Origin of the sequence: Pyrococcus woesei, from assembly GCF_050496105.1 — an archaeon.
Lineage (GTDB): Archaea > Methanobacteriota_B > Thermococci > Thermococcales > Thermococcaceae > Pyrococcus > Pyrococcus furiosus.
This window is the reverse complement of record NZ_CP179867.1, coordinates 1093317-1111103: the sequence shown is the minus strand read 5'-3', so window position 1 is coordinate 1111103 and position 17787 is coordinate 1093317. Positions and strand designations below refer to the sequence as shown.

The window sequence follows — 17787 nt, the reverse complement described above, 5'->3', positions numbered from 1 at the left end:
ATTCTTTTTGGTGGTTAAATGCTTCTCGAGGCACCTGTATATAAGGAGATATTTGGAGCTGTGAAGATTTATGAGCTTCAAAAGGTCATAAAGCTCGACACAGAGACTGAGGACGTTCCAGTTTACACGATTACAAATATTCCCAGAGAGAAGATCTATGACACCCTTGGCAAGATGGCAGTTATAGTTCCCATGAAAAACGAAAAGCTTCACCTCGTTGATGGTGTTCTCAAGGCAATCCCTCATAAATGTCCCATCATCATAGTATCAAACAGCAAAAGGGAAGGACCCAATAGGTATAGGCTGGAAGTTGATCTAGTGAGGCACTTCTACAACTTGACAAACTCAAAGATAATAATGGTTCATCAAAGAGATCCAGGATTGGCCAAGGCATTTCAAAAGGTGGGCTACACCGATATTTTAGACGAAAAAGGCAACATTAGGAGTGGAAAAGGAGAGGGAATGCTCATAGGTATTCTTCTAGCCAAGGCAATTGGGGCTGAATACGTGGGTTTCGTCGATGCAGATAACTACATCCCAGGAGCAGTGAATGAGTACGTTAAGGACTATGCAGCAGGCTTCCTAATGAGCGAAAGTGACTATACAATGGTAAGGCTCCACTGGAGGCACAAGCCCAAAGTCACAAAGGGGACCTTGTACTTCAAGAAGTGGGGAAGAGTAAGTGAGATAACAAACCACTACCTCAACATGTTGATAAGCGAACAGACTTCCTTTGAAACCACGATAATGGTCACGGGAAATGCAGGAGAGCACGCGATGACGATGAAGTTAGCTGAAATAATGCCATTCTCAACCAACTACTCCATCGAACCTTATGAAATAGTCTACCTGCTGGAGAGATTTGGAAAGTGGGAAAACGTTGAAGAGTTCAAAGATGTATTTGACCAGGGAATAGAGATCTTCCAAATTGAAACCCTTAACCCACACTTCCACGAGGACAAGGGGCAGGAACATGTCAGGGAGATGATACTCCTCAGCCTCGCTACAATATATCACTCAAAAATGGCCTCTAAGAACCTAAAGAGAAGAATTCTAAATGACCTAATAGAGCATGGAATACTGAAGGAGGGAGAAGAACCACCCAAGCTTAGAATAATGAGGCCAATAAATGAGATAGACATTGAGGAATGGATGAAAGTTGTCGAGAACAACTCCGAGACACTGCTGAGGTTCGGCCTATGATCAGAGTAATATTCCTGGATCTAGACAAGACTCTCTTACCAGAATACGATCCAGAGCCGGCAATCCCAATAGTGGAGGAGCTAAAAAAGAAAGGATTTGAAATAGTCTTTAATTCCTCTAAAACCCGTGCAGAGCAAGAATACTACAGAGAAAAACTTAATGTTAAAGGACCTTTCATAGTGGAGAACGGAAGTGCAATCTATATTCCTTCAAACTATTTTCCCTTTGAAGTCCCAGGAGTTAAAAGAGGAGAGTATATGGTTCTAGAACTTGGAGTTAAAGTAGAGGAAATAAGAAAAGCTCTCAAAGAGCTCGAGGCAGAATATGGACTCAAATACTATGGAAACTCCACGGACGAAGAAATAGAGAAGTTCACAAAACTTCCAAAACATCTCATACCCCTAGCCAAGGATAGGGAATACAGCGAGACCATATTCTTGTGGAAGAGAGAAGGATGGGAAAAAGATTTAATAAGGAAGGGGTTTAAGGTAACGATGGGAAGCAGATTTTACGCTGTTCATGGAAATTCGGACAAAGGAAAGGCCGCGAAGTTGTTGCTTGACCTCTATAAAAGGGTTGATGAAGTGGAGAGTTACGCGGTTGGAGACGGAGAAAACGACTTTCCAATGTTTGATGTCGTCGATTTTGCATTTCTCATTGGAGATTTAAGACATGAAAATGCTGAAAATGTTACATCCATTAAAGATGTGTTAAAGAAAATTTAAAGGAGGTGATGACATGAAGACATTAATTCTTGCTGGAGGAAAGGGAACGAGGCTTTGGCCACTGAGCAGAGAGCTAATGCCAAAGCAATTCATAAAAGTTTTCTCAAATAAATCTCTTTTCCAGAAAACAGTTGAGAGAGCACTAATTTTCTCAAAACCAAAGGAGATTTTCGTTGTTACCAACAAAGAATACAGGTTCAGGGTTCTTGACGACTTAAACGAAATTGGAGTTAATATTCCAGAAGAGAACATCCTTTTGGAACCCGTTGGGAAAAATACACTACCCGCAATTTATTGGGGACTCAAAGTTATCGACGAAAGCTTTGGAGACTCAATAGTTGCAGTGCTACCAAGTGACCATGCGATAGATGTTAACGAGAACTACATAGAGGCCTTCAAGAAGGCTGAGAAGCTCGCTGAAAATTACCTGGTTACCTTTGGAATAAAGCCAACGAAGCCACACACAGGTTATGGCTACATAAAGCCAGGAGAGAAGATAAGCAACTTAGGATTTCTAGTTGATGAGTTTAAGGAAAAGCCAGACTTGGAAACCGCTAAAAGATACGTAGAGAACGGTTACTACTGGAACAGTGGAATGTTCATGTTCAGGACAACCCTCTTTATGGAAGAGGCCAGAAAGCATGCTCCAGATGTAGTAAAGGCCTTTGAAGAAGGGAAGACTATAGAGGAAGCCTACGAATTAGCCCCAGAGATAAGCGTTGACTATGGAATCATGGAGAAGACCGATAAAGCGGCGGTTGTTCCGCTAAACACATACTGGAACGACCTGGGAAGCTTCGATGCCGTATATGAGGCACTTCAAAAGGACGAGAATGGTAACGCTGTGGAGGTAAGGGGATTCAAGGCGAAGTACATAAACGTCGACTCCAAGAACAACCTAATTCTAACTGAAAGGTTAACAGCAACCGTTGGGGTTGAGGATCTAATTATTGTTGATACGGGAGATGCACTCTTAGTTGCAAAGAAAGGAGAAACTCAGAAGGTCAAAGAGGTTTACAAGAAACTCAAGGAAGAAAACGATGAGAGGGCAATAGTTCATAGGACAGCTTATAGGCCATGGGGAAGCTACACAGTTCTGGAAGAAGGAGAGAGGTACAAGATAAAGAGGATAACCGTTCTACCTGGGAAAAGGCTAAGCCTACAACTCCACTACCACAGGAGCGAGCACTGGGTAGTTGTCAGGGGAACTGCAAAGGTTAGGGTTGGTGACAAGGAATTCATTCTAAGGCCAGGAGAAAGCACATTCATCCCAGCGGGTGTTATCCATAGACTAGAAAACCCAGGAAAAGTGGTTTTAGAAGTAATTGAGACTCAGATAGGAGAGTATCTTGGAGAGGACGACATAGTTAGAATAGAGGACGACTACCAGAGGGCTTAGGTTTTTAACTTCTTTTTTATTAATCACTGGAGGTGATAAAATGGGGAAGCTGTTTGGAACATTTGGAGTGAGGGGGACAGCAAACAAGGACATAACCCCAGAATTCGCTCTAAAAATAGGAATGGCATTCGGAACCCTTCTAAGGAGAGAGGGGAAGAAGAAACCAGTTGTAGTAGTCGGTAGGGACACGAGAGTGAGTGGGGAAATGCTAAAGAGTGCTCTAATAAGCGGACTTCTAAGTGTTGGATGTGATGTAATCGATGTGGGAATTGCTCCAACTCCCGCTATTCAGTGGGCAACAAATCACCTTAAAGCTGATGGGGGAGCAGTTATAACAGCCTCCCACAACCCACCAGAATACAATGGAATAAAGCTACTTGAGCCGAATGGGATGGGATTAAAGAAGGAAAGAGAAGCTATTGTCGAGGAGATATTCTTCAAGGAAGACTTTGACAGGGTAGAGTGGCATGAAATCGGGGAAGTTAGAGAAGTTGATATAATAAAGCCTTACATTGAAGCTATAAAATCCAAGGTAGATGTTGAAGCCATAAAGAAGAGGAGGCCATTTGTGGTTGTGGACACATCAAATGGAGCAGGCTCCCTAACCCTACCATACCTGCTAAGAGAGCTCGGATGTAAAGTTGTTTCCGTAAACGCCCACCCAGATGGCCACTTCCCAGCTAGAAACCCCGAACCAAATGAGGAGAACCTCAAAGGATTCATGGAGATAGTTAAGGCCTTGGGAGCAGACTTTGGAGTTGCCCAGGATGGAGATGCAGACAGAGCAGTATTCATAGATGAAAACGGAAGATTCATTCAGGGTGATAAGACGTTTGCACTCGTTGCCGATGCAGTGTTGAGGGAGAATGGTGGAGGATTACTAGTTACAACCGTGGCAACCTCCAACTTGCTCGATGACATAGCGAAGAAGCATGGAGCTAAGGTAATGAGAACTAAAGTAGGTGACCTAATAGTTGCCAGGGCCCTCTATGAGAACAACGGAACAATAGGCGGGGAAGAGAACGGTGGAGTAATCTTCCCAGATCACGTACTGGGAAGAGATGGTGCAATGACCGTGGCTAAGGTTGTTGAAATATTCGCCAAGAGCGGTAAGAAGTTCAGCGAGCTCATAGATGAGCTGCCGAAGTACTACCAGATAAAGACCAAGAGGCACGTTGAGGGAGATAGGTATGCAATAGTAAATAAGGTTGCAGAGATGGCGAGGGAGAGGGGATACACTGTTGACACAACTGATGGAGCTAAGATAATATTTGAAGATGGATGGGTTTTGGTTAGGGCAAGTGGAACGGAGCCAATAATAAGGATATTCAGCGAAGCAAAGAGCGAAGAGAAAGCCCAGGAGTACTTAGACCTGGGAATTGAGCTACTTGAGAAAGCGCTTTCATAGTTCTGCTTTTCTTTTTCTTCTTAGCTGGCTTTCGATAGAATGGAACTTCCTCAAGTAAATCCCAGCTCTCGGCCGTAAGGTTGTTCCTTCCATTTCAACCTGAGACTTAAAGCAAGATAGCTCATGAACCTCAGCCCTTTAAAAGATGAAAAGAATATAGTAGAACTCGGTTTGAGGGTCCTAGGTCTTAATGAGTATTGGGCACTCCCCCTCCCCAAAACTGTAAACTCTCCCTCCCCAACTTTTGCTCCCATCAGTGTAGATCACCTTTACCCACCCCTTCTCGAGCCCTTCTCTGTGCTCAGCTACAACTCCCGAGTGAATAATCTTGACCTTCTCGCCATCTCCAGGAGATACCAGAATCACAAGAGTGTTGTTTTCAAATTTTAACTCTTTGAATTGGTATCCCTCAGGGATCCAGATCTCTGCAGTCTCGCTTAGGTTGTAGGGGCTCGCGATGTAAAGCATTCCATCACCTGTATCAAAGCTCATGATGTAATCCTTGCAAGTTGGTTTTAAAGGAGTTCCATCTATAATAATGGTTGCATTCTCAAGATCAAGATCACAGAAGAAGCAGCGAACTTTGAAGGTTTCATACTTCACCTTGAGTTCCTCAGACCTATTTAGTGCATGGAACTTAAGTATTACTTGTCCCCCCTCTATGCGATAGCCCCTGCTCACAAGCTCTCCCGGGTAGTAGACAAGGACTTGAACTTCAACAGTTTTAATTGCTCGGGAAAATACAAAAGCTCCAATAAGTAATAAAAAGAAAAATACAACAGCATGCCTAATCATTCCATATGGCCTCCCAAGGTATTATTAAAATTCCCTCTTTATTCCCCGTTATGTAGATAACGAGATTTTCTGGATTAACCTTGGGATGAACAAAGAATGTTGGGGTCCATTTGTCCATCAGACACGTTTTGGTTACGTTGTGCAACTTGTTGTAGGTAGGACAATCCTCGTACTTCACTAGAAGGAAGAGTGTTCCATTCTTATAGAAGCATCCCATTAGTGAGAAGTGATGAGGCCTACTACCCCAGAACTCCCTGTCTGTTATTGAGATTAAAGCTCCACCATTGTAGAAGGCAACATCAACACCTATTAAGACCGTCCAGTTTGGCTTTTTGTCTGGAAAGCCTGGCCATATAGGATACTTCTCGCTGATTTCTACCACTCCAGAGCAGTTTGTTTCCCATTGTTCTGGAATCTTTAAGAGACCACAACATAATTCGGTCGTAATGTTGGGTGATATTCTTTCGGAAGATTCATCCAAGTGTTCCTGTTCACATTTCTCCAGATCATAAAGTGTGAATATGCCAGCTAACAAAAGTAAGAAAAGAGTAAAAATCACCAATTTATAGTTTGATTTCATATTCCTCACCATAATCTATGCATATCCCCCTGTTGTTCTGGCCACCTTACAAACCCCAACAAACTTTACTATTTACGAAAACAGCCCACAAATATTATGTATGCCTTAGACTATTTAAAAATTTCCACTTTGTATATGTAAAAACCACTCAGGAAAAAAATATCCTCTATTACTCTAGCTTCTAGAAATAGAGAAAATTTAAAGCAAAATAACTTCACAATGGGGGATGGCAAAGAGAACATACTAGGTGCAGCACTAAAGCCCAGGGGGCTGGAGAAGAGAAGCACTATGAGAATTGTCAAGAGAGAGTGAATTAAGAGTACTAGAAAGTTCACCTTTGGAGGCTTTTAAGACTGATTTGTTGATAATTCCATTACCAAAATATTTTTAAATATTTGGTAATCCAAATACCAACATGATTGAACATTTTAATCCATGGTGGAAAGGAAAGGAAGGGATAAAGGAAGATGAAGACTATAGAAAGTGGGTAGAGAGCGAAATTAAGTGGGTTCCTGACATAATAAAGGAAATCCTTCTGGAGCCTTTCTCCCTTAATATAATCTTTGGCCCTAGACAAGTTGGGAAAACTACTCTATTGAAGCTCATAGTAAAGAAACTCCTCGACGAAGGGATAAATCCAAGATCGATTTTTTATCTCCGATGTGATTATATTAGCGATTACAAGGAGCTTATGAATGTTATCGATGAGTACCTCGAAATTAGAGAGATTGAAGGGATAAGATCGTCTTACATACTCCTCGATGAAGTCACGTTCCCAAGGGAGTGGTTTAGAGCAATAAAGCTTTACATTGACATGGGAAAATTCAAAAATGACGTCCTCATTTTAACGGGATCAACAAGCATGCATACAAAAGGGGAAGTTGAAACATTTCCTGGGAGAAGAGGAAAAGGCAAGGATGTAGTAATGCTCCCATTGACGTTTAGGGAATTCATCAAGATAGCATCTCCAAAGTTACATTCACTTCTCCCTAGGATAAACAGTCTAGACAAAGTTGAGGAGTGTTTAAAGGCCGTACCATTCATTAAAGAACTTAATAAGCTCTTCAAACTTTACCTCCTTAGTGGCGGATTTCCCAGGGCAGTGAAAGATATACTAAGGTATAATAAGGTTTCAGAGGAGACATATGAGACCTATATTTCTTGGATGAGGGGAGACATACTAAAGCTTGGAAAAAGTGAAGAGGTTGCAAGGAGAATAATGAAGGCCATAATCAAAAAGCTCCCCTCTCCAGTGAGTTGGCATGGAATTGCGAAAGAGATAGATATAGGATCCCACAAAACAGTATTTAACTACATTGAACTTTTCGAGAGAATGTTTCTCGTAAAGGTTCTCCCATACATAGATCCAAACAAATTAGAAGTAGACTTTAGGCGGGAGAAAAAGGTGCACCTCATAGATCCCTTTCTCTACCACTTAGTCTCTAGATGGACCTTAACGGAGGAACCAAGTGAAGATAAGATAGTCGAGAGTGTGGTAGCAACTCATGTGGCAAGGAGATATGAAGTAGGATATTGGCGCGATGGAAGGGAGATCGATGTTGTGACTAGAGATGGAATAGGGATAGAGGTTAAGTGGAGCGACAACATTAAAGCTTCTCCAGTTAAGGTTGGAAAGATAAGGAAGGTGATAACATTATCCAAGTCAAAGTTCTCTAGAGATCCTTTAGTAATACCAGTCTCGGTATTTCTTTCATGTATTTAGCGTACTCGAGGCTTAAGGAAAGTACTTATAAGTTGATATATCAATTGATATATCAGGTGATATTGTGGAAAAGCCCAGGTTCAAGGGTCATCTAAAGCTACTAATCCTAAAGCTCCTAGAAGAAAACCCACTACATGGATATGGCATTATGACAAGATTAGAAGAAACCTTTGGAATAAAGGTAAGCCCAGGTGCAATCTATCCAATCCTCTCATCCTTAAGAAAGAGCGGACTGATTGAAGTAGCAGGGGAAGGAAAGAGGGAAAAGAAGCTCCACAAAATAACAGAAAAAGGGAGAGAATATCTAAGAAAACACGAAGACGAAGTGAAAGAAGCTTTAGAGATTGCAAATAAACTCAAAGAATTTTCAGAACTTGGGGGTAAGGAGGTTGCCCAGGTTCTAAGGGAAGTTGTTGAAAACATTGACAAGCTTTCTGAAGAGCAAAAAGCTGCTCTTGCGAGGGAGTTTTCCAACTTCGTTAAAAGAATTAAGCTAATTCTCCTGGGAGGTGAACAATATGGAGGCAATAATAGTGGAGAACCTCGTTAAAAAATATGGAGACTTTGAAGCCGTAAAGGGGATATCATTCAAAGTAAAACAGGGAGAAATATTCGCCTTTCTAGGCCCAAATGGTGCTGGAAAAACAACAACGGTTCACGTATTAACAACGCTACTGAAGCCCACTTCGGGAAGAGCTATAGTAGCTGGGCACGATGTAGTTAAGGAGCCAATGGAAGTTAGAAAGAAGATAGGTATTGTCTTTCAAGATCCAAGTGTTGACAGAGAACTAACGGCCTGGGAAAACATGTACATCCATGGAAGAATTTATGGACTTAGAGGACAAGATCTCAAGAAGAAGATTGAGGAATTATTGAAATTCGTCGAGCTCTGGGAGTTTAGGGATAAGCAAGTTAAATACTTCTCAGGAGGTATGCAAAGAAGGCTGGAAATAGCCAGATCTCTGCTACATGAGCCAGAAGTGCTCTTTTTAGATGAACCAACAATAGGTCTTGATCCCCAAACCAGGGCTCACATTTGGGAGTACATTAAGACGATGAAAGAGGAGCATGACATGACAATATTCCTAACCACCCACTACATGGATGAAGCTGAGCAGCTTGCAGATAGGATAGCAATCATAGACCACGGAAAGATAATAGCCAAGGGAACTACTGAAGAGCTGAAGAAGTTGGTGGGGAATGACATAATCTACGTCAAGTTTGAGAAACCCACCTGTGTTCAAGCTGAGTTCATTAGGGGATGTAAAATTCTCAACGATGGAAGGGTCGCTCTAGAAGTTAATAATGCGGCAGAAGTCCTACCTTTGGTGTTTGAAAAGGCCAGGGATATGGGACTTAAGATCTTGGAGGTTACCTACCACAGACCTACGCTAAACGACGTCTTCTTGCACTTAACGGGGAGAGAGATAAGGGATGAAGCTTCTGATAGGTCAACAATGCCAATGAGGAGGTGGGGAAGATGAACGTCTTCTCAACGATGATCTACCGTGAGCTTAAGAGATTCGTGAGGTCACCTTCAAGAATCATGGGGAGCATCCTAAACCCACTAATCTGGCTCATATTTTTCGGAAAGGGATGGAGTGGAGTCTTTAACTTTCCAATGGCAACGAGAATATTTGGCGGAGTTGACTACATGACTTACTTGGTCCCAGGAGTTGTTGTAATGACTGTGTTCAACATGAGCTTTATGCAGGGATTAACAATAATTTGGGACAAGCAGTTTGGCTTCATGAAGGAAATACTTGTAGCTCCAGCGAGTAGAGTTGAAAGCATTCTAGGAAGGATAACGGGAGGGGCAATAGTTGCGATGATCCAAGGATTCATAATGGTGGCACTAAGCTTTACCATAGCGGACTTAAAAGTTTCAGGAATAATACCAGCTCTCGTATTGGCCTTCTTTGTGGGCATAGCAATAGCGGGATTGGGTGTTGCATTGGCCCTCAGGATGAGCAGCATGGAAGGGTTCCAAGTAATAGTTATGATGCTAATGCTTCCAATGATGTTCCTCAGTGGTGCATTCTACCCAGTAAAGACAATGCCAAATTGGATGCAGTGGCTAGCGAAGATAAACCCCCTAACGTATGCAGTTGATGGTGTTAGGTACTATCTTGCAGGGGTAACTCCAACTTTTGGGATCATAAACGATTGGATAGTCTTAATAATCCTAGCTTTAGCGTTCGCTGGAATTGCAGGCTTAGAATTTAGAAAGGCCTATCTTTCATGATTTTTGTTTATTTTAAAAAAAGTTAGATTAATAACAGCAAAAGTACAGAAAGATATATAGCTCCTGTTGTATAATATGATACGACACAAAATAAAAGAGGTGATATCATGAAGCTCAGAACAATAGCTATTATACTAGCATTAGTAACACTTGCATCTGTAAGTAGTATAGCAATGGAGAATTTCATGGACATTGAACGAGCGTACTTTCAAGGAAGAGCAAAGGTATTTATCTTCCAACCGTTGCCAGAAGGGGGAATAAAACTCCTAAAACAGGGGCACCTGGGAGGAATTGTAAGCTTAAAGACTGAGAGCAAAGAGTGGAGAGAAGCACTCGCCACCAAGAACCTCAGTGCGGTCCCAACACCCCTAATAATATACTTCACTGAAGATGGGAAAATTGGAGTGAAAAGCTTCAAACCTGGGGAGCAAATAATACTTGAGGGCATGTTCCCCATAGAAGATGTTGCGGAGCCTTCACAAAAGCCAGATTTAAAGATTCCTTTTATAGCAAGAATAAAGTACAAGGTTCGCTCGTTCTTAGGAACTTCTTCTTGTCCACAAGGTTATGAAGAGTTAAACTATAGGTACTGTATAATTGAAAATTGGGAGTACCTAAAGGATTCTTATTATGCAGACTCAAGAACTTTCATTGAATGGGTTCCATTTATGGGTGTGAAAGTTAGGAGTGAGGGATACAAAGAGATAAAATCAATTAGCATCGCCTGGGGAATTCAGCTCACCACGAATATGAAATCAATGTGGACTCTGAGCGTGGGATACTGTTAGGATAAGCTGTGGGGTGTCAGGTTTAAGTTACTGGCAGTACTTTAGAAAAAGAAGGGGGAACATGAAGTCTGAAACCATTATTTACTGGGTGGTTTCAGCCTTAAAACCCTTTCGTCGCAACAAAATCCCACCAGAAAAGAAAATCAGGGGAGTAGAATTATACCTGCGAGGCCTCAGTTACCGGCAAACCGCCAGAATACTCAAAATCAGTCACGTAACAGTCTGGGAGGCAGTCCAAAAACTCGCAGAAGCAGTTTACAAGCCAAAAATCCTCGCAGTCAAAAAACAGCGAAACTTCATCGCAGTTGACGAAACAGTAATAAAAATCAACGGGAAGAAAAGATACCTCTGGGCTGCAATTGACGTTGAGAGCAAGGAAGTTTTAGCAGTCTGGATTACGACTGTTAGAAACTGGTGGATTGCCAGGGACTTCATTCTAGTTGTTTTAAAGTCGTGTGAAGGGCAGCCTGTCTTTCTGGTTGACAGGGCGAGCTGGTATAAGTCTGCTTTTAAGAGTTTGAGGTTGGGTTATCTGCATGTGACTTTCGGGCCGAGGAACAGTGTTGAGCGCTGGTTTAGGACGTTGAAGGAGAGGACGAAGCGTTTCTGGAATAATTTCAGGGGTAAAGACTGGAGGAGGGTTCATAGGTTTGTTTTTCTGTTTGCCTTCTGGTATAATTTTGTCAGAATTCATTCTAGTTTTGGTGATCCGCCTGGTGATGTTACTGAATGGCTTCAGGAGGTGATGCCCCAGTTATCCTAACAGTATCGAGCGTGGATGGAATACCCATAATAGATTTTGGAGAGTCATACTCTGGTTCCACCTTAAGGGTTAGCTATTCACCTGAAGAGGAAATAAAGACTAAGGATGGTTACTTGGACAGATACCTAAACCTTCCTCTGAAGTATGTGGTTGTTGTGTACAACGTTCCCGTTTATGACAAATTAACAAAACAATACGCCACGATCCCAATTGCCGGAACCTATCCAATAGAGATCATGCTAAGCGGAGAATATAGGCTCACAGAAAGTGACCTTAACAGAGGTTATCTACTCACGAACTACCTAGTGAGTTCCCACTTCCCAGATGATGCGACATCTAAGCCAAAGGTTATAAGAACAAACTCTATGGGAATGTATCCAAATCTCGTGTTTGATTTCCAGGGAAGTGTAGGATATACATTCTATTCCACCCCAATAGGAGGTTCTGCCGCGAGTTGGATATGGAGCAAACTACCTATAGTCGGCAAGCTCTCAATAACATTCACATATTCCTCAACATCCCACTCTTTAACAACCTATAACATTGGCATTTTACAGGCAGCACCAAATCAGCTCTATTATGCCTCAATTCTCAAAAGAGATGCCAAGCTTAGTGGAAATGATAAGGTAGAGGTGTCAATGTACTTCACTACGATAGATGACGGCTAAGGCTCTAACCCACCTTGCTTTGGTGATTTTTGTCCAACATATTCCATTGATTTAGGAGACGAATAGCTTCTCTTTTTGTTTTAAAGCACACTTCTCTTAAAGAGGTTTATTAGGGGAATTAACTTCCTTAGAAACCCAAATTGCTGACTATTTAAAGAACTCCCTGGGTTTTCATTTGTCTTCACTCCAATTTCCACAATGCTTATTCCTCACATAGTCCGGCTAGAGGAGCTTATCCAATTACAGTCTCTTGTGTTATAATCGTTATGCTTTCAGTTGGATGTATGTTTAGTGTCGCTAATGTTGTATTTTTGACTAGAGTTGATTTTATGATAACTTTTGGTTCACATGTTCCATTTGCTGTAAATAATAAGGAACCTTTTTTGCCTTCAAAAACAGTTATATAGTATTCACCACTTGTGTAATAACCAGAGGCGCCCAGATAACTCATCCAGTCCTTTGAATAAATTTCTTCACCTTCTGCTTTTTGTGTTAGACAGTAATCGGTTGGAGCTTCAACATCCTCATAACTTTTAAACATCTCCAGAGCTTTCTTAACTTCTTTACCTACAACCAAAATACCATATTCGCTTTTTATCTTTTCAAATATTCCCTCAATCTTATTTTTATACTCGTTCACTCTTATTCCATACTCTTTACTATATCCAATCTTTTTAGGAACCCAGATCTCTACGATACAGTCCTCTTCAGCCACATAGCTTACCATATATATCGAATCATCAAGCTTCGTTATATTTGCATTAAGCAATTTACCAAGTGGATAGCTTGGCCACTCTTTAAACACAACACTCACCGGAATTATGACATAACTTTTGGGAGGTATAGTTAGGTTAAAATTTAATGTGTCATCTTCCAGCCAGACCATCTCACTGCTCCAATTCACTTCAATAAATGTTGCATTTGGAGCTATAGAAAACGCCTTCAAAACTATAAATCCATTATCAACGAAAAATAATCTAGCATTCTCTTTAATTTTCTCTGGAAGGTTCACAGAAATCACCCAACTGAGTGTCTCATTGTTTTTATTGAAAACGATGATATTTAATGTGTAGCTTTTGTCATCTACAATCTCTAAAGTCCTAACATCGGGAAAAGCCAGCGCAGGTCTCAAGGATTCGTAAGGATGCTTGCTCTCGTGGGGTAAAATAACTCCTACTATAAATACCAAGCCCAGCATTAACCCTAATAGTATGAGGGTCAAAGGTCTCTTCATAGGATTACCTCAAAATTTATGAACGAAAATTCATATTTAAATTTTACGCCTTACTATAGTTTTATTTTTTCAATTAACATTGAAAAGTCCTTTATGCTTTTGTATTCTCTCGGCTGACCTTGTAAATTTCCTCAGTTTCTTTGAGAGTATCCCAAAATTCTTGGATTCAATTAGTGATTTCTTTTATACTAACACCCAGACTCAAGAGGGGACGAGGCGGATGTAACAATGTACTTTATCATGATACAAGATTGGTAATTTTAAAGCACCCTTCTCTTAAATAGAGCTATTAGGGGAATTAGCCATATTAAGTGCACAATGAAGGCCACCAAAAAATCGCTGTAGTCATTTTGCAAAATCCCTTCGAACACTTTATAGAGCCAATAGGTCGGAAGGAATGCTGTAAATTCACTCCAGTCCCTTGAAAGATTTCTCCAAAGCACAACGAGCTTTATCAGCGGTGGCAACATGAGAAACCAGCCAAGAACTTTAGAGACGGTTATCGCCTGCATTCTTGACTCTGAGAACACTGTAATTAATAATCCATATATCCAAACCTCAAGGACGAAAAGAACTATCAGCATTGCAAGACCCTTTCGAGACAACTCTATGTCTAGGATGTAGGGAGAGGCAAAGCCCAGTACTGCAGTAACTATTGAGGCCCAGGTGAGGCGGTAGGCTAGAAAGGCCTCACTTGATATTGGAATCACCTGCAAGGCCTGTATGGTCTTTTCTTCTTTTTCATCGGCCATTACGAAGCCTGGGAGCATGCCAAATATCATTGGGATGAAGAGCATCGTCAAGAGAGCTAAAGGATAGTAGTAGATTCCAACTTTGTCCTTGAAGTACCTAACTATTAGGAGAAGGACAAACACCATGATTACGCTGTAGAGGAGCATGGGATCCCTTCTCAAAAGCTTAACATCCGTCTTGTAAATCGCCAAAAAACTCATCTCAATCCCTCCACCGCGTACTTATAAAACCTTGACTTAGCAAAGTAATACCCTATACCAGACCAAACAATTAAAGCTAACCCAGAAATGGCTAAAGTGGTTTTTGATATCTCGACGAATGGGGCCTTGAAAAAGTAGAGCGCGGGATAGCTTGGGATTAGATAGAGAACCTTCCAGATTGGATGGGTTAGATAGCCGTGGTAGTGGGCGAATGGGAGGAGTGAGACTATAAGAACTCCCAGGAGAGGAATGAAGTAGTCGTCCAAACTGTAGTACTTCGCAGATATTCCTATTCCCAGGAGGGTATAGACAATTGAGCAGAGGAAAACTCCCACAACAACGTAAGGCAGACCAGAGAGGGATCTAGTTCCAATTGCCATTATCGCTATTCCTCCTACTATTGAGAGGAGGCTTAGTGGGATGAGCTTGGCTATTATGTAATCCCTCCACTCAATGGGCGTTACGGCCAAAGCTCCAATAGTTCCGTCTTTCTTTTCCGCAAATATCTCAGTACCCACAAACATAAATCCCACAAGCCCAGGCTCAAAGAGGAGGAATATTGGCACCACTATGGAGTGATATCTCTCCGGAAAGGCCATCAGCATTAAACCATAGGCAACCCCTATGAGAATGTACATAGGGTAAACGTAGCTCCTAAATCCAATTGTTAGGTTCACCTTTATCAAGTTCTTTATCATATGAGCCTCCTCCCCGTTACCTTGAGGAATATCTCCTCTAAAGTTGGCTCCTCGGTGTTTATCCTCCTGATCTCATAATTTCTCAAAATGTTGAAGAACTCTTCGTTTTGCCCTATCCCATCCAATGAGAATTCCCTTACTTCAACTTTTCCATTGACAACGTATTCAACCTTAACGACTCTCTTCCCCATCTTGACCTTTAGCTCACTCGGACTATCAACGAGCTTTACTGATCCATCTACAATGAACGCTACTCTATCACAGAGCTCATCCGCAACGTACATATTGTGCGTTGTGAGAAAAATAGTTTTCCCGTTCCCCCTCATCTCAAGCAACAAATCCTTTATCTTCCTCGCGCTCCCTGGGTCTAATCCTTCCAAAGGTTCATCAAGAAAGAGTATCTCGGGATCTGGAAGTAGGGCCCTAGCCAAGTCGAGCTTCTTCTTCATTCCCTTGGAAAAGTTAGCAACTAATTGATCAGCTTCCTTATCAAGACCAACCATTTTAAGGACTTCCATTGGGTCAAGGTGCTTCTTGTAGAAACTTGCAAAGAACTCCAGGTTTTCAAGAGCCGTTAAGCGAGAATAAAGGGCTGGAAACTCAAAGGAGACGCCGATCTTATTGTAGTAGTCCTTACCCCATTTTCTTAAGTCTCTGCCTAAAACCTTAACCTCCCCAGTGTAGTCTTTGATAATTTTAACGAGGATTTTCACGGTTGTTGTCTTTCCAGCACCATTCGGGCCGAGGAAGCCGTAGATTTCACCTTTTTCAACTTCGAAGCTTAGGTTTTCAACGCCTCTAACATTACCATAATACTTTCTAACGTTTCTAACCTCAATGATGGGCATAATTCCACCAATATTTTATTCACCAGACAATATATTAAGCTTCAGGTGGTAGTGCCGAGTACACCAAAATCTCAAATTTTCTCACAATAGAATTCTTTGTAGTGAGTGTTATGCAGATTGTTGAGGCGATTTATGAGGATGGAGTTTTGAAACTTCTGAAAAATTTAAAGCTCAAAGAGCACTCAAAGGTCATCATCAAGGTAATTGATGAGGAGGAGATTGAGAAAATCTTGGATTCCCGTGATTATTGAGAAAGTTGAAGGCATAGATTATAATAAGGAGGCTTACTATGAATCCCTCTGAAGTCTTTCTAGATTCTTCTATTCTGGTAGGATTAAACCTTGGTGACGAGAACGCAAAGGCATTAGTGAAGTCGTTGATTGAAAGGGGTTTCACTTTAGTCATAAATCCTGTCGTTTTCTCTGAAACGGCTTATAAAGTTATGTTTACCTTAGCTCTTCGAGATGAATTAAAGGGGTTTATAACCTCAAAAAGCATTTGGATAGATATGCTTGGGTTTATGGAAAGATCAAAGGAATCAATTGAGCAGCTGCAAATATTACGGAATTCAGAAATAGCCACTTTTGATGAAGACTTTAAGAAAGTTGATTTTCATCGAAGTTATTGATTCATCATTATAACTTCTTCTCTTATGAATCATACTGAGTGAAAGCAATACAAAAACTTACAATTGCGAGGTTGTGAAAAAGAAGCGGAAGAAGCTATAACTTTTCTCGGACTATTCCATTTAGTGTTGAAGGCTCTTGCAGAATATTAGACCACTTGGAGGGATGGAATTCCCATTAAGGATGAAGAAACTGGTGAACCAAAACGACTTATTCTCATAAATTATGAAAACCCAGAAAACAATGAGTTTTTAGTTGCAAATCAAGTTGAAGTGCCTAGAGAAGAACTGGAAAGAAGAATACAGGCAGATTAAACGCTATGAAAAAAGAGATGCCCGAACTTTTCAAGTACGTTTAGTTCGTTGGTAATGGAGTTGTTACATGGCTTGAGGACGTTTCAGTTTGTGATATCACGAGGAAGCTAGAAAGTGTTTGTAAGGAAAAATCCCATCACCTGTCCCTATGGCAAGATTTCAACGCTCAACTTCCTTGCAAGTTTTCTGAGTTTTTGATCAAAAGTTGCTAGGGTACCCTTCTCTATTGCATGAACAAGAATTATCATATCATTAAACCGTGATAAAGAGAGGTTTTCCCTTTCGAGAATGTCAATGGCACGAAGAATTACATTGTGGTCTTCTACAAGACCTCTGAATCTTGGATCTGATATATATTCAGAGAGCATTATCTTGGCCTCTCTACTTGAAAATCCTTGACTTCTAAAAAACCACACATACTCCTGAAGTACTATGGAAGGAATGTACCATCTATCAAGAGAATTCAAAAGAGATCTAGACTCTTTGTGAAACTCAGAATCGCTAAATGTATCATAAATTAGAACATTTGTATCTATCACTGCATGCATTGTTTCATTCCCTCCTCTATCGCTTTCTCAATTTCTTCGAGTGTTAACTTTTTACCCAGCTTGAGTGTTTTTCTTTCTTTTTTGAGTCTTTCTATAATTATTTTTCCATTTTCTAGCCTTACTTCAAGCAGTTCACCTTCTTTAATTCCAAGGGCCTTTCTAATCTCTGCAGGAATTGTTATCTGATAGTTTCTAGTAACCTTCGTAATGGGCATTTTACGTTCACCTTGCTAGTAAATTAGTATTTCAACTATATTAATATTTCTCCT

21 protein-coding genes and 1 pseudogene are annotated in these 17787 nt (G+C 41.0%); 14 read left to right on the top strand and 8 right to left on the bottom strand.

Annotated features, from left to right (window positions below):
* The first annotated feature begins 18 nt into the window (after nucleotides 1-18).
* The 4 genes from mpgS to glmM are packed head-to-tail and all read left to right on the top strand — an operon-like array spanning nucleotide 19 to nucleotide 4735.
* Nucleotides 19-1203, top strand: a complete 1185-nt coding sequence (mpgS, locus tag ACMFNG_RS06080) for a mannosyl-3-phosphoglycerate synthase (protein WP_011011710.1) — start codon at nucleotides 19-21, stop codon at nucleotides 1201-1203.
* Nucleotides 1200-1928, top strand: coding sequence for a mannosyl-3-phosphoglycerate phosphatase (mpgP, locus tag ACMFNG_RS06075; RefSeq protein ID WP_014835172.1), 729 nt, complete (start codon nucleotides 1200-1202; stop codon nucleotides 1926-1928). Before mpgS ends, mpgP begins: the two co-directional genes overlap by 4 nt.
* 13 nt (nucleotides 1929-1941) lie before the next feature.
* Complete coding sequence (locus ACMFNG_RS06070) at nucleotides 1942-3327, top strand: mannose-1-phosphate guanylyltransferase/mannose-6-phosphate isomerase (protein ID WP_011011708.1); 1386 nt, start codon at nucleotides 1942-1944, stop codon at nucleotides 3325-3327.
* A gap of 40 nt (nucleotides 3328-3367) precedes the next feature.
* Nucleotides 3368-4735 (top strand): phosphoglucosamine mutase, encoded by a 1368-nt coding sequence (glmM, locus tag ACMFNG_RS06065; RefSeq protein ID WP_011011707.1) that lies wholly within the window; start codon nucleotides 3368-3370, stop codon nucleotides 4733-4735.
* Nucleotides 4736-4915: 180 nt separating this feature from the next.
* On the opposite strand, the gene ACMFNG_RS06060 is transcribed toward glmM, so the two are convergent.
* Nucleotides 4916-5530 carry a hypothetical protein gene (locus ACMFNG_RS06060; protein WP_011011705.1) on the bottom strand — a complete coding sequence of 205 codons (615 nt, stop codon included), beginning with the start codon at nucleotides 5528-5530 and terminating at the stop codon, nucleotides 4916-4918.
* Nucleotides 5523-5912, bottom strand: a complete 390-nt coding sequence (locus ACMFNG_RS06055) for a hypothetical protein (protein WP_149586324.1) — start codon at nucleotides 5910-5912, stop codon at nucleotides 5523-5525. Before ACMFNG_RS06055 ends, ACMFNG_RS06060 begins: the two co-directional genes overlap by 8 nt.
* 613 nt (nucleotides 5913-6525) lie before the next feature.
* Between ACMFNG_RS06055 and ACMFNG_RS06050 the strand changes: the two genes are divergently transcribed.
* The 7 genes from ACMFNG_RS06050 (at nucleotide 6526) to ACMFNG_RS06020 (ending at nucleotide 12297) form a co-directional block, all read left to right on the top strand.
* Nucleotides 6526-7833, top strand: coding sequence for an ATP-binding protein (locus ACMFNG_RS06050; RefSeq protein ID WP_011011703.1), 1308 nt, complete (start codon nucleotides 6526-6528; stop codon nucleotides 7831-7833).
* Nucleotides 7834-7897: 64 nt separating this feature from the next.
* Nucleotides 7898-8383 (top strand): PadR family transcriptional regulator, encoded by a 486-nt coding sequence (locus tag ACMFNG_RS06045; protein WP_011011702.1) that lies wholly within the window; start codon nucleotides 7898-7900, stop codon nucleotides 8381-8383.
* On the top strand, nucleotides 8352-9317 hold the full coding sequence (locus tag ACMFNG_RS06040) for an ATP-binding cassette domain-containing protein (RefSeq protein WP_011011701.1): 966 nt from the start codon (nucleotides 8352-8354) through the stop codon (nucleotides 9315-9317). The genes ACMFNG_RS06045 and ACMFNG_RS06040 overlap by 32 nt, the downstream gene beginning before the upstream one ends.
* The gene (locus ACMFNG_RS06035) at nucleotides 9314-10078 is read left to right on the top strand and encodes an ABC transporter permease (RefSeq protein ID WP_011011700.1); all 765 of its coding nucleotides are present in this window, start codon (nucleotides 9314-9316) and stop codon (nucleotides 10076-10078) included. The genes ACMFNG_RS06040 and ACMFNG_RS06035 overlap by 4 nt, the downstream gene beginning before the upstream one ends.
* Before the next feature lie 107 nt (nucleotides 10079-10185).
* Complete coding sequence (locus tag ACMFNG_RS06030; protein ID WP_430515107.1) at nucleotides 10186-10866, top strand: hypothetical protein; 681 nt, start codon at nucleotides 10186-10188, stop codon at nucleotides 10864-10866.
* A 61-nt stretch (nucleotides 10867-10927) separates the two neighbouring features.
* Nucleotides 10928-11629, top strand: coding sequence for an IS6-like element ISPfu1 family transposase (locus ACMFNG_RS06025; protein WP_430515106.1), 702 nt, complete (start codon nucleotides 10928-10930; stop codon nucleotides 11627-11629).
* Entirely contained in the window at nucleotides 11596-12297 is a 702-nt protein-coding gene (locus ACMFNG_RS06020; protein ID WP_430515105.1) for a hypothetical protein, read from the top strand. Before ACMFNG_RS06025 ends, ACMFNG_RS06020 begins: the two co-directional genes overlap by 34 nt.
* A 232-nt stretch (nucleotides 12298-12529) precedes the next feature.
* Here the strand turns inward: ACMFNG_RS06020 and ACMFNG_RS06015 are convergent, their stop codons facing one another.
* The 4 genes from ACMFNG_RS06015 to ACMFNG_RS06000 all read right to left on the bottom strand — a co-directional run bounded on the left by ACMFNG_RS06015 (nucleotide 12530) and on the right by ACMFNG_RS06000 (nucleotide 16030).
* On the bottom strand, nucleotides 12530-13531 hold the full coding sequence (locus ACMFNG_RS06015; RefSeq protein ID WP_011011698.1) for a hypothetical protein: 1002 nt from the start codon (nucleotides 13529-13531) through the stop codon (nucleotides 12530-12532).
* A gap of 260 nt (nucleotides 13532-13791) precedes the next feature.
* Entirely contained in the window at nucleotides 13792-14484 is a 693-nt protein-coding gene (locus ACMFNG_RS06010; RefSeq protein ID WP_011011697.1) for a permease, read from the bottom strand.
* A complete protein-coding gene (locus ACMFNG_RS06005; protein ID WP_011011696.1) occupies nucleotides 14481-15182 on the bottom strand; it encodes a hypothetical protein in 702 nt (233 codons plus the stop codon). The genes ACMFNG_RS06010 and ACMFNG_RS06005 overlap by 4 nt, the downstream gene beginning before the upstream one ends.
* Nucleotides 15179-16030, bottom strand: a complete 852-nt coding sequence (locus ACMFNG_RS06000; protein WP_011011695.1) for an ABC transporter ATP-binding protein — start codon at nucleotides 16028-16030, stop codon at nucleotides 15179-15181. Before ACMFNG_RS06000 ends, ACMFNG_RS06005 begins: the two co-directional genes overlap by 4 nt.
* Before the next feature lie 110 nt (nucleotides 16031-16140).
* Here ACMFNG_RS06000 and ACMFNG_RS05995 point away from each other — a divergent pair.
* The 3 genes and pseudogenes from ACMFNG_RS05995 to ACMFNG_RS05985 all read left to right on the top strand — a co-directional run bounded on the left by ACMFNG_RS05995 (nucleotide 16141) and on the right by ACMFNG_RS05985 (nucleotide 16970).
* A pseudogene (locus tag ACMFNG_RS05995) lies at nucleotides 16141-16333 on the top strand (antitoxin AF2212-like protein).
* Entirely contained in the window at nucleotides 16320-16658 is a 339-nt protein-coding gene (locus ACMFNG_RS05990) for a PIN domain-containing protein (protein ID WP_011011693.1), read from the top strand. The pseudogene ACMFNG_RS05995 and the gene ACMFNG_RS05990 overlap by 14 nt, the downstream one beginning before the upstream one ends.
* 168 nt (nucleotides 16659-16826) lie before the next feature.
* Nucleotides 16827-16970 (top strand): type I restriction endonuclease, encoded by a 144-nt coding sequence (locus ACMFNG_RS05985; RefSeq protein WP_081420794.1) that lies wholly within the window; start codon nucleotides 16827-16829, stop codon nucleotides 16968-16970.
* 146 nt (nucleotides 16971-17116) lie between these two features.
* Here the strand turns inward: ACMFNG_RS05985 and ACMFNG_RS05980 are convergent, their stop codons facing one another.
* Together ACMFNG_RS05980 and ACMFNG_RS05975 are read right to left on the bottom strand one after the other, a co-directional pair.
* Nucleotides 17117-17518, bottom strand: coding sequence for a PIN domain-containing protein (locus tag ACMFNG_RS05980; protein ID WP_011011692.1), 402 nt, complete (start codon nucleotides 17516-17518; stop codon nucleotides 17117-17119).
* Nucleotides 17506-17733: an AbrB/MazE/SpoVT family DNA-binding domain-containing protein gene (locus ACMFNG_RS05975; RefSeq protein WP_011011691.1), complete on the bottom strand. Its 228-nt coding sequence runs from the start codon at nucleotides 17731-17733 to the stop codon at nucleotides 17506-17508. Before ACMFNG_RS05975 ends, ACMFNG_RS05980 begins: the two co-directional genes overlap by 13 nt.
* Nucleotides 17734-17787: the final 54 nt, after the last annotated feature.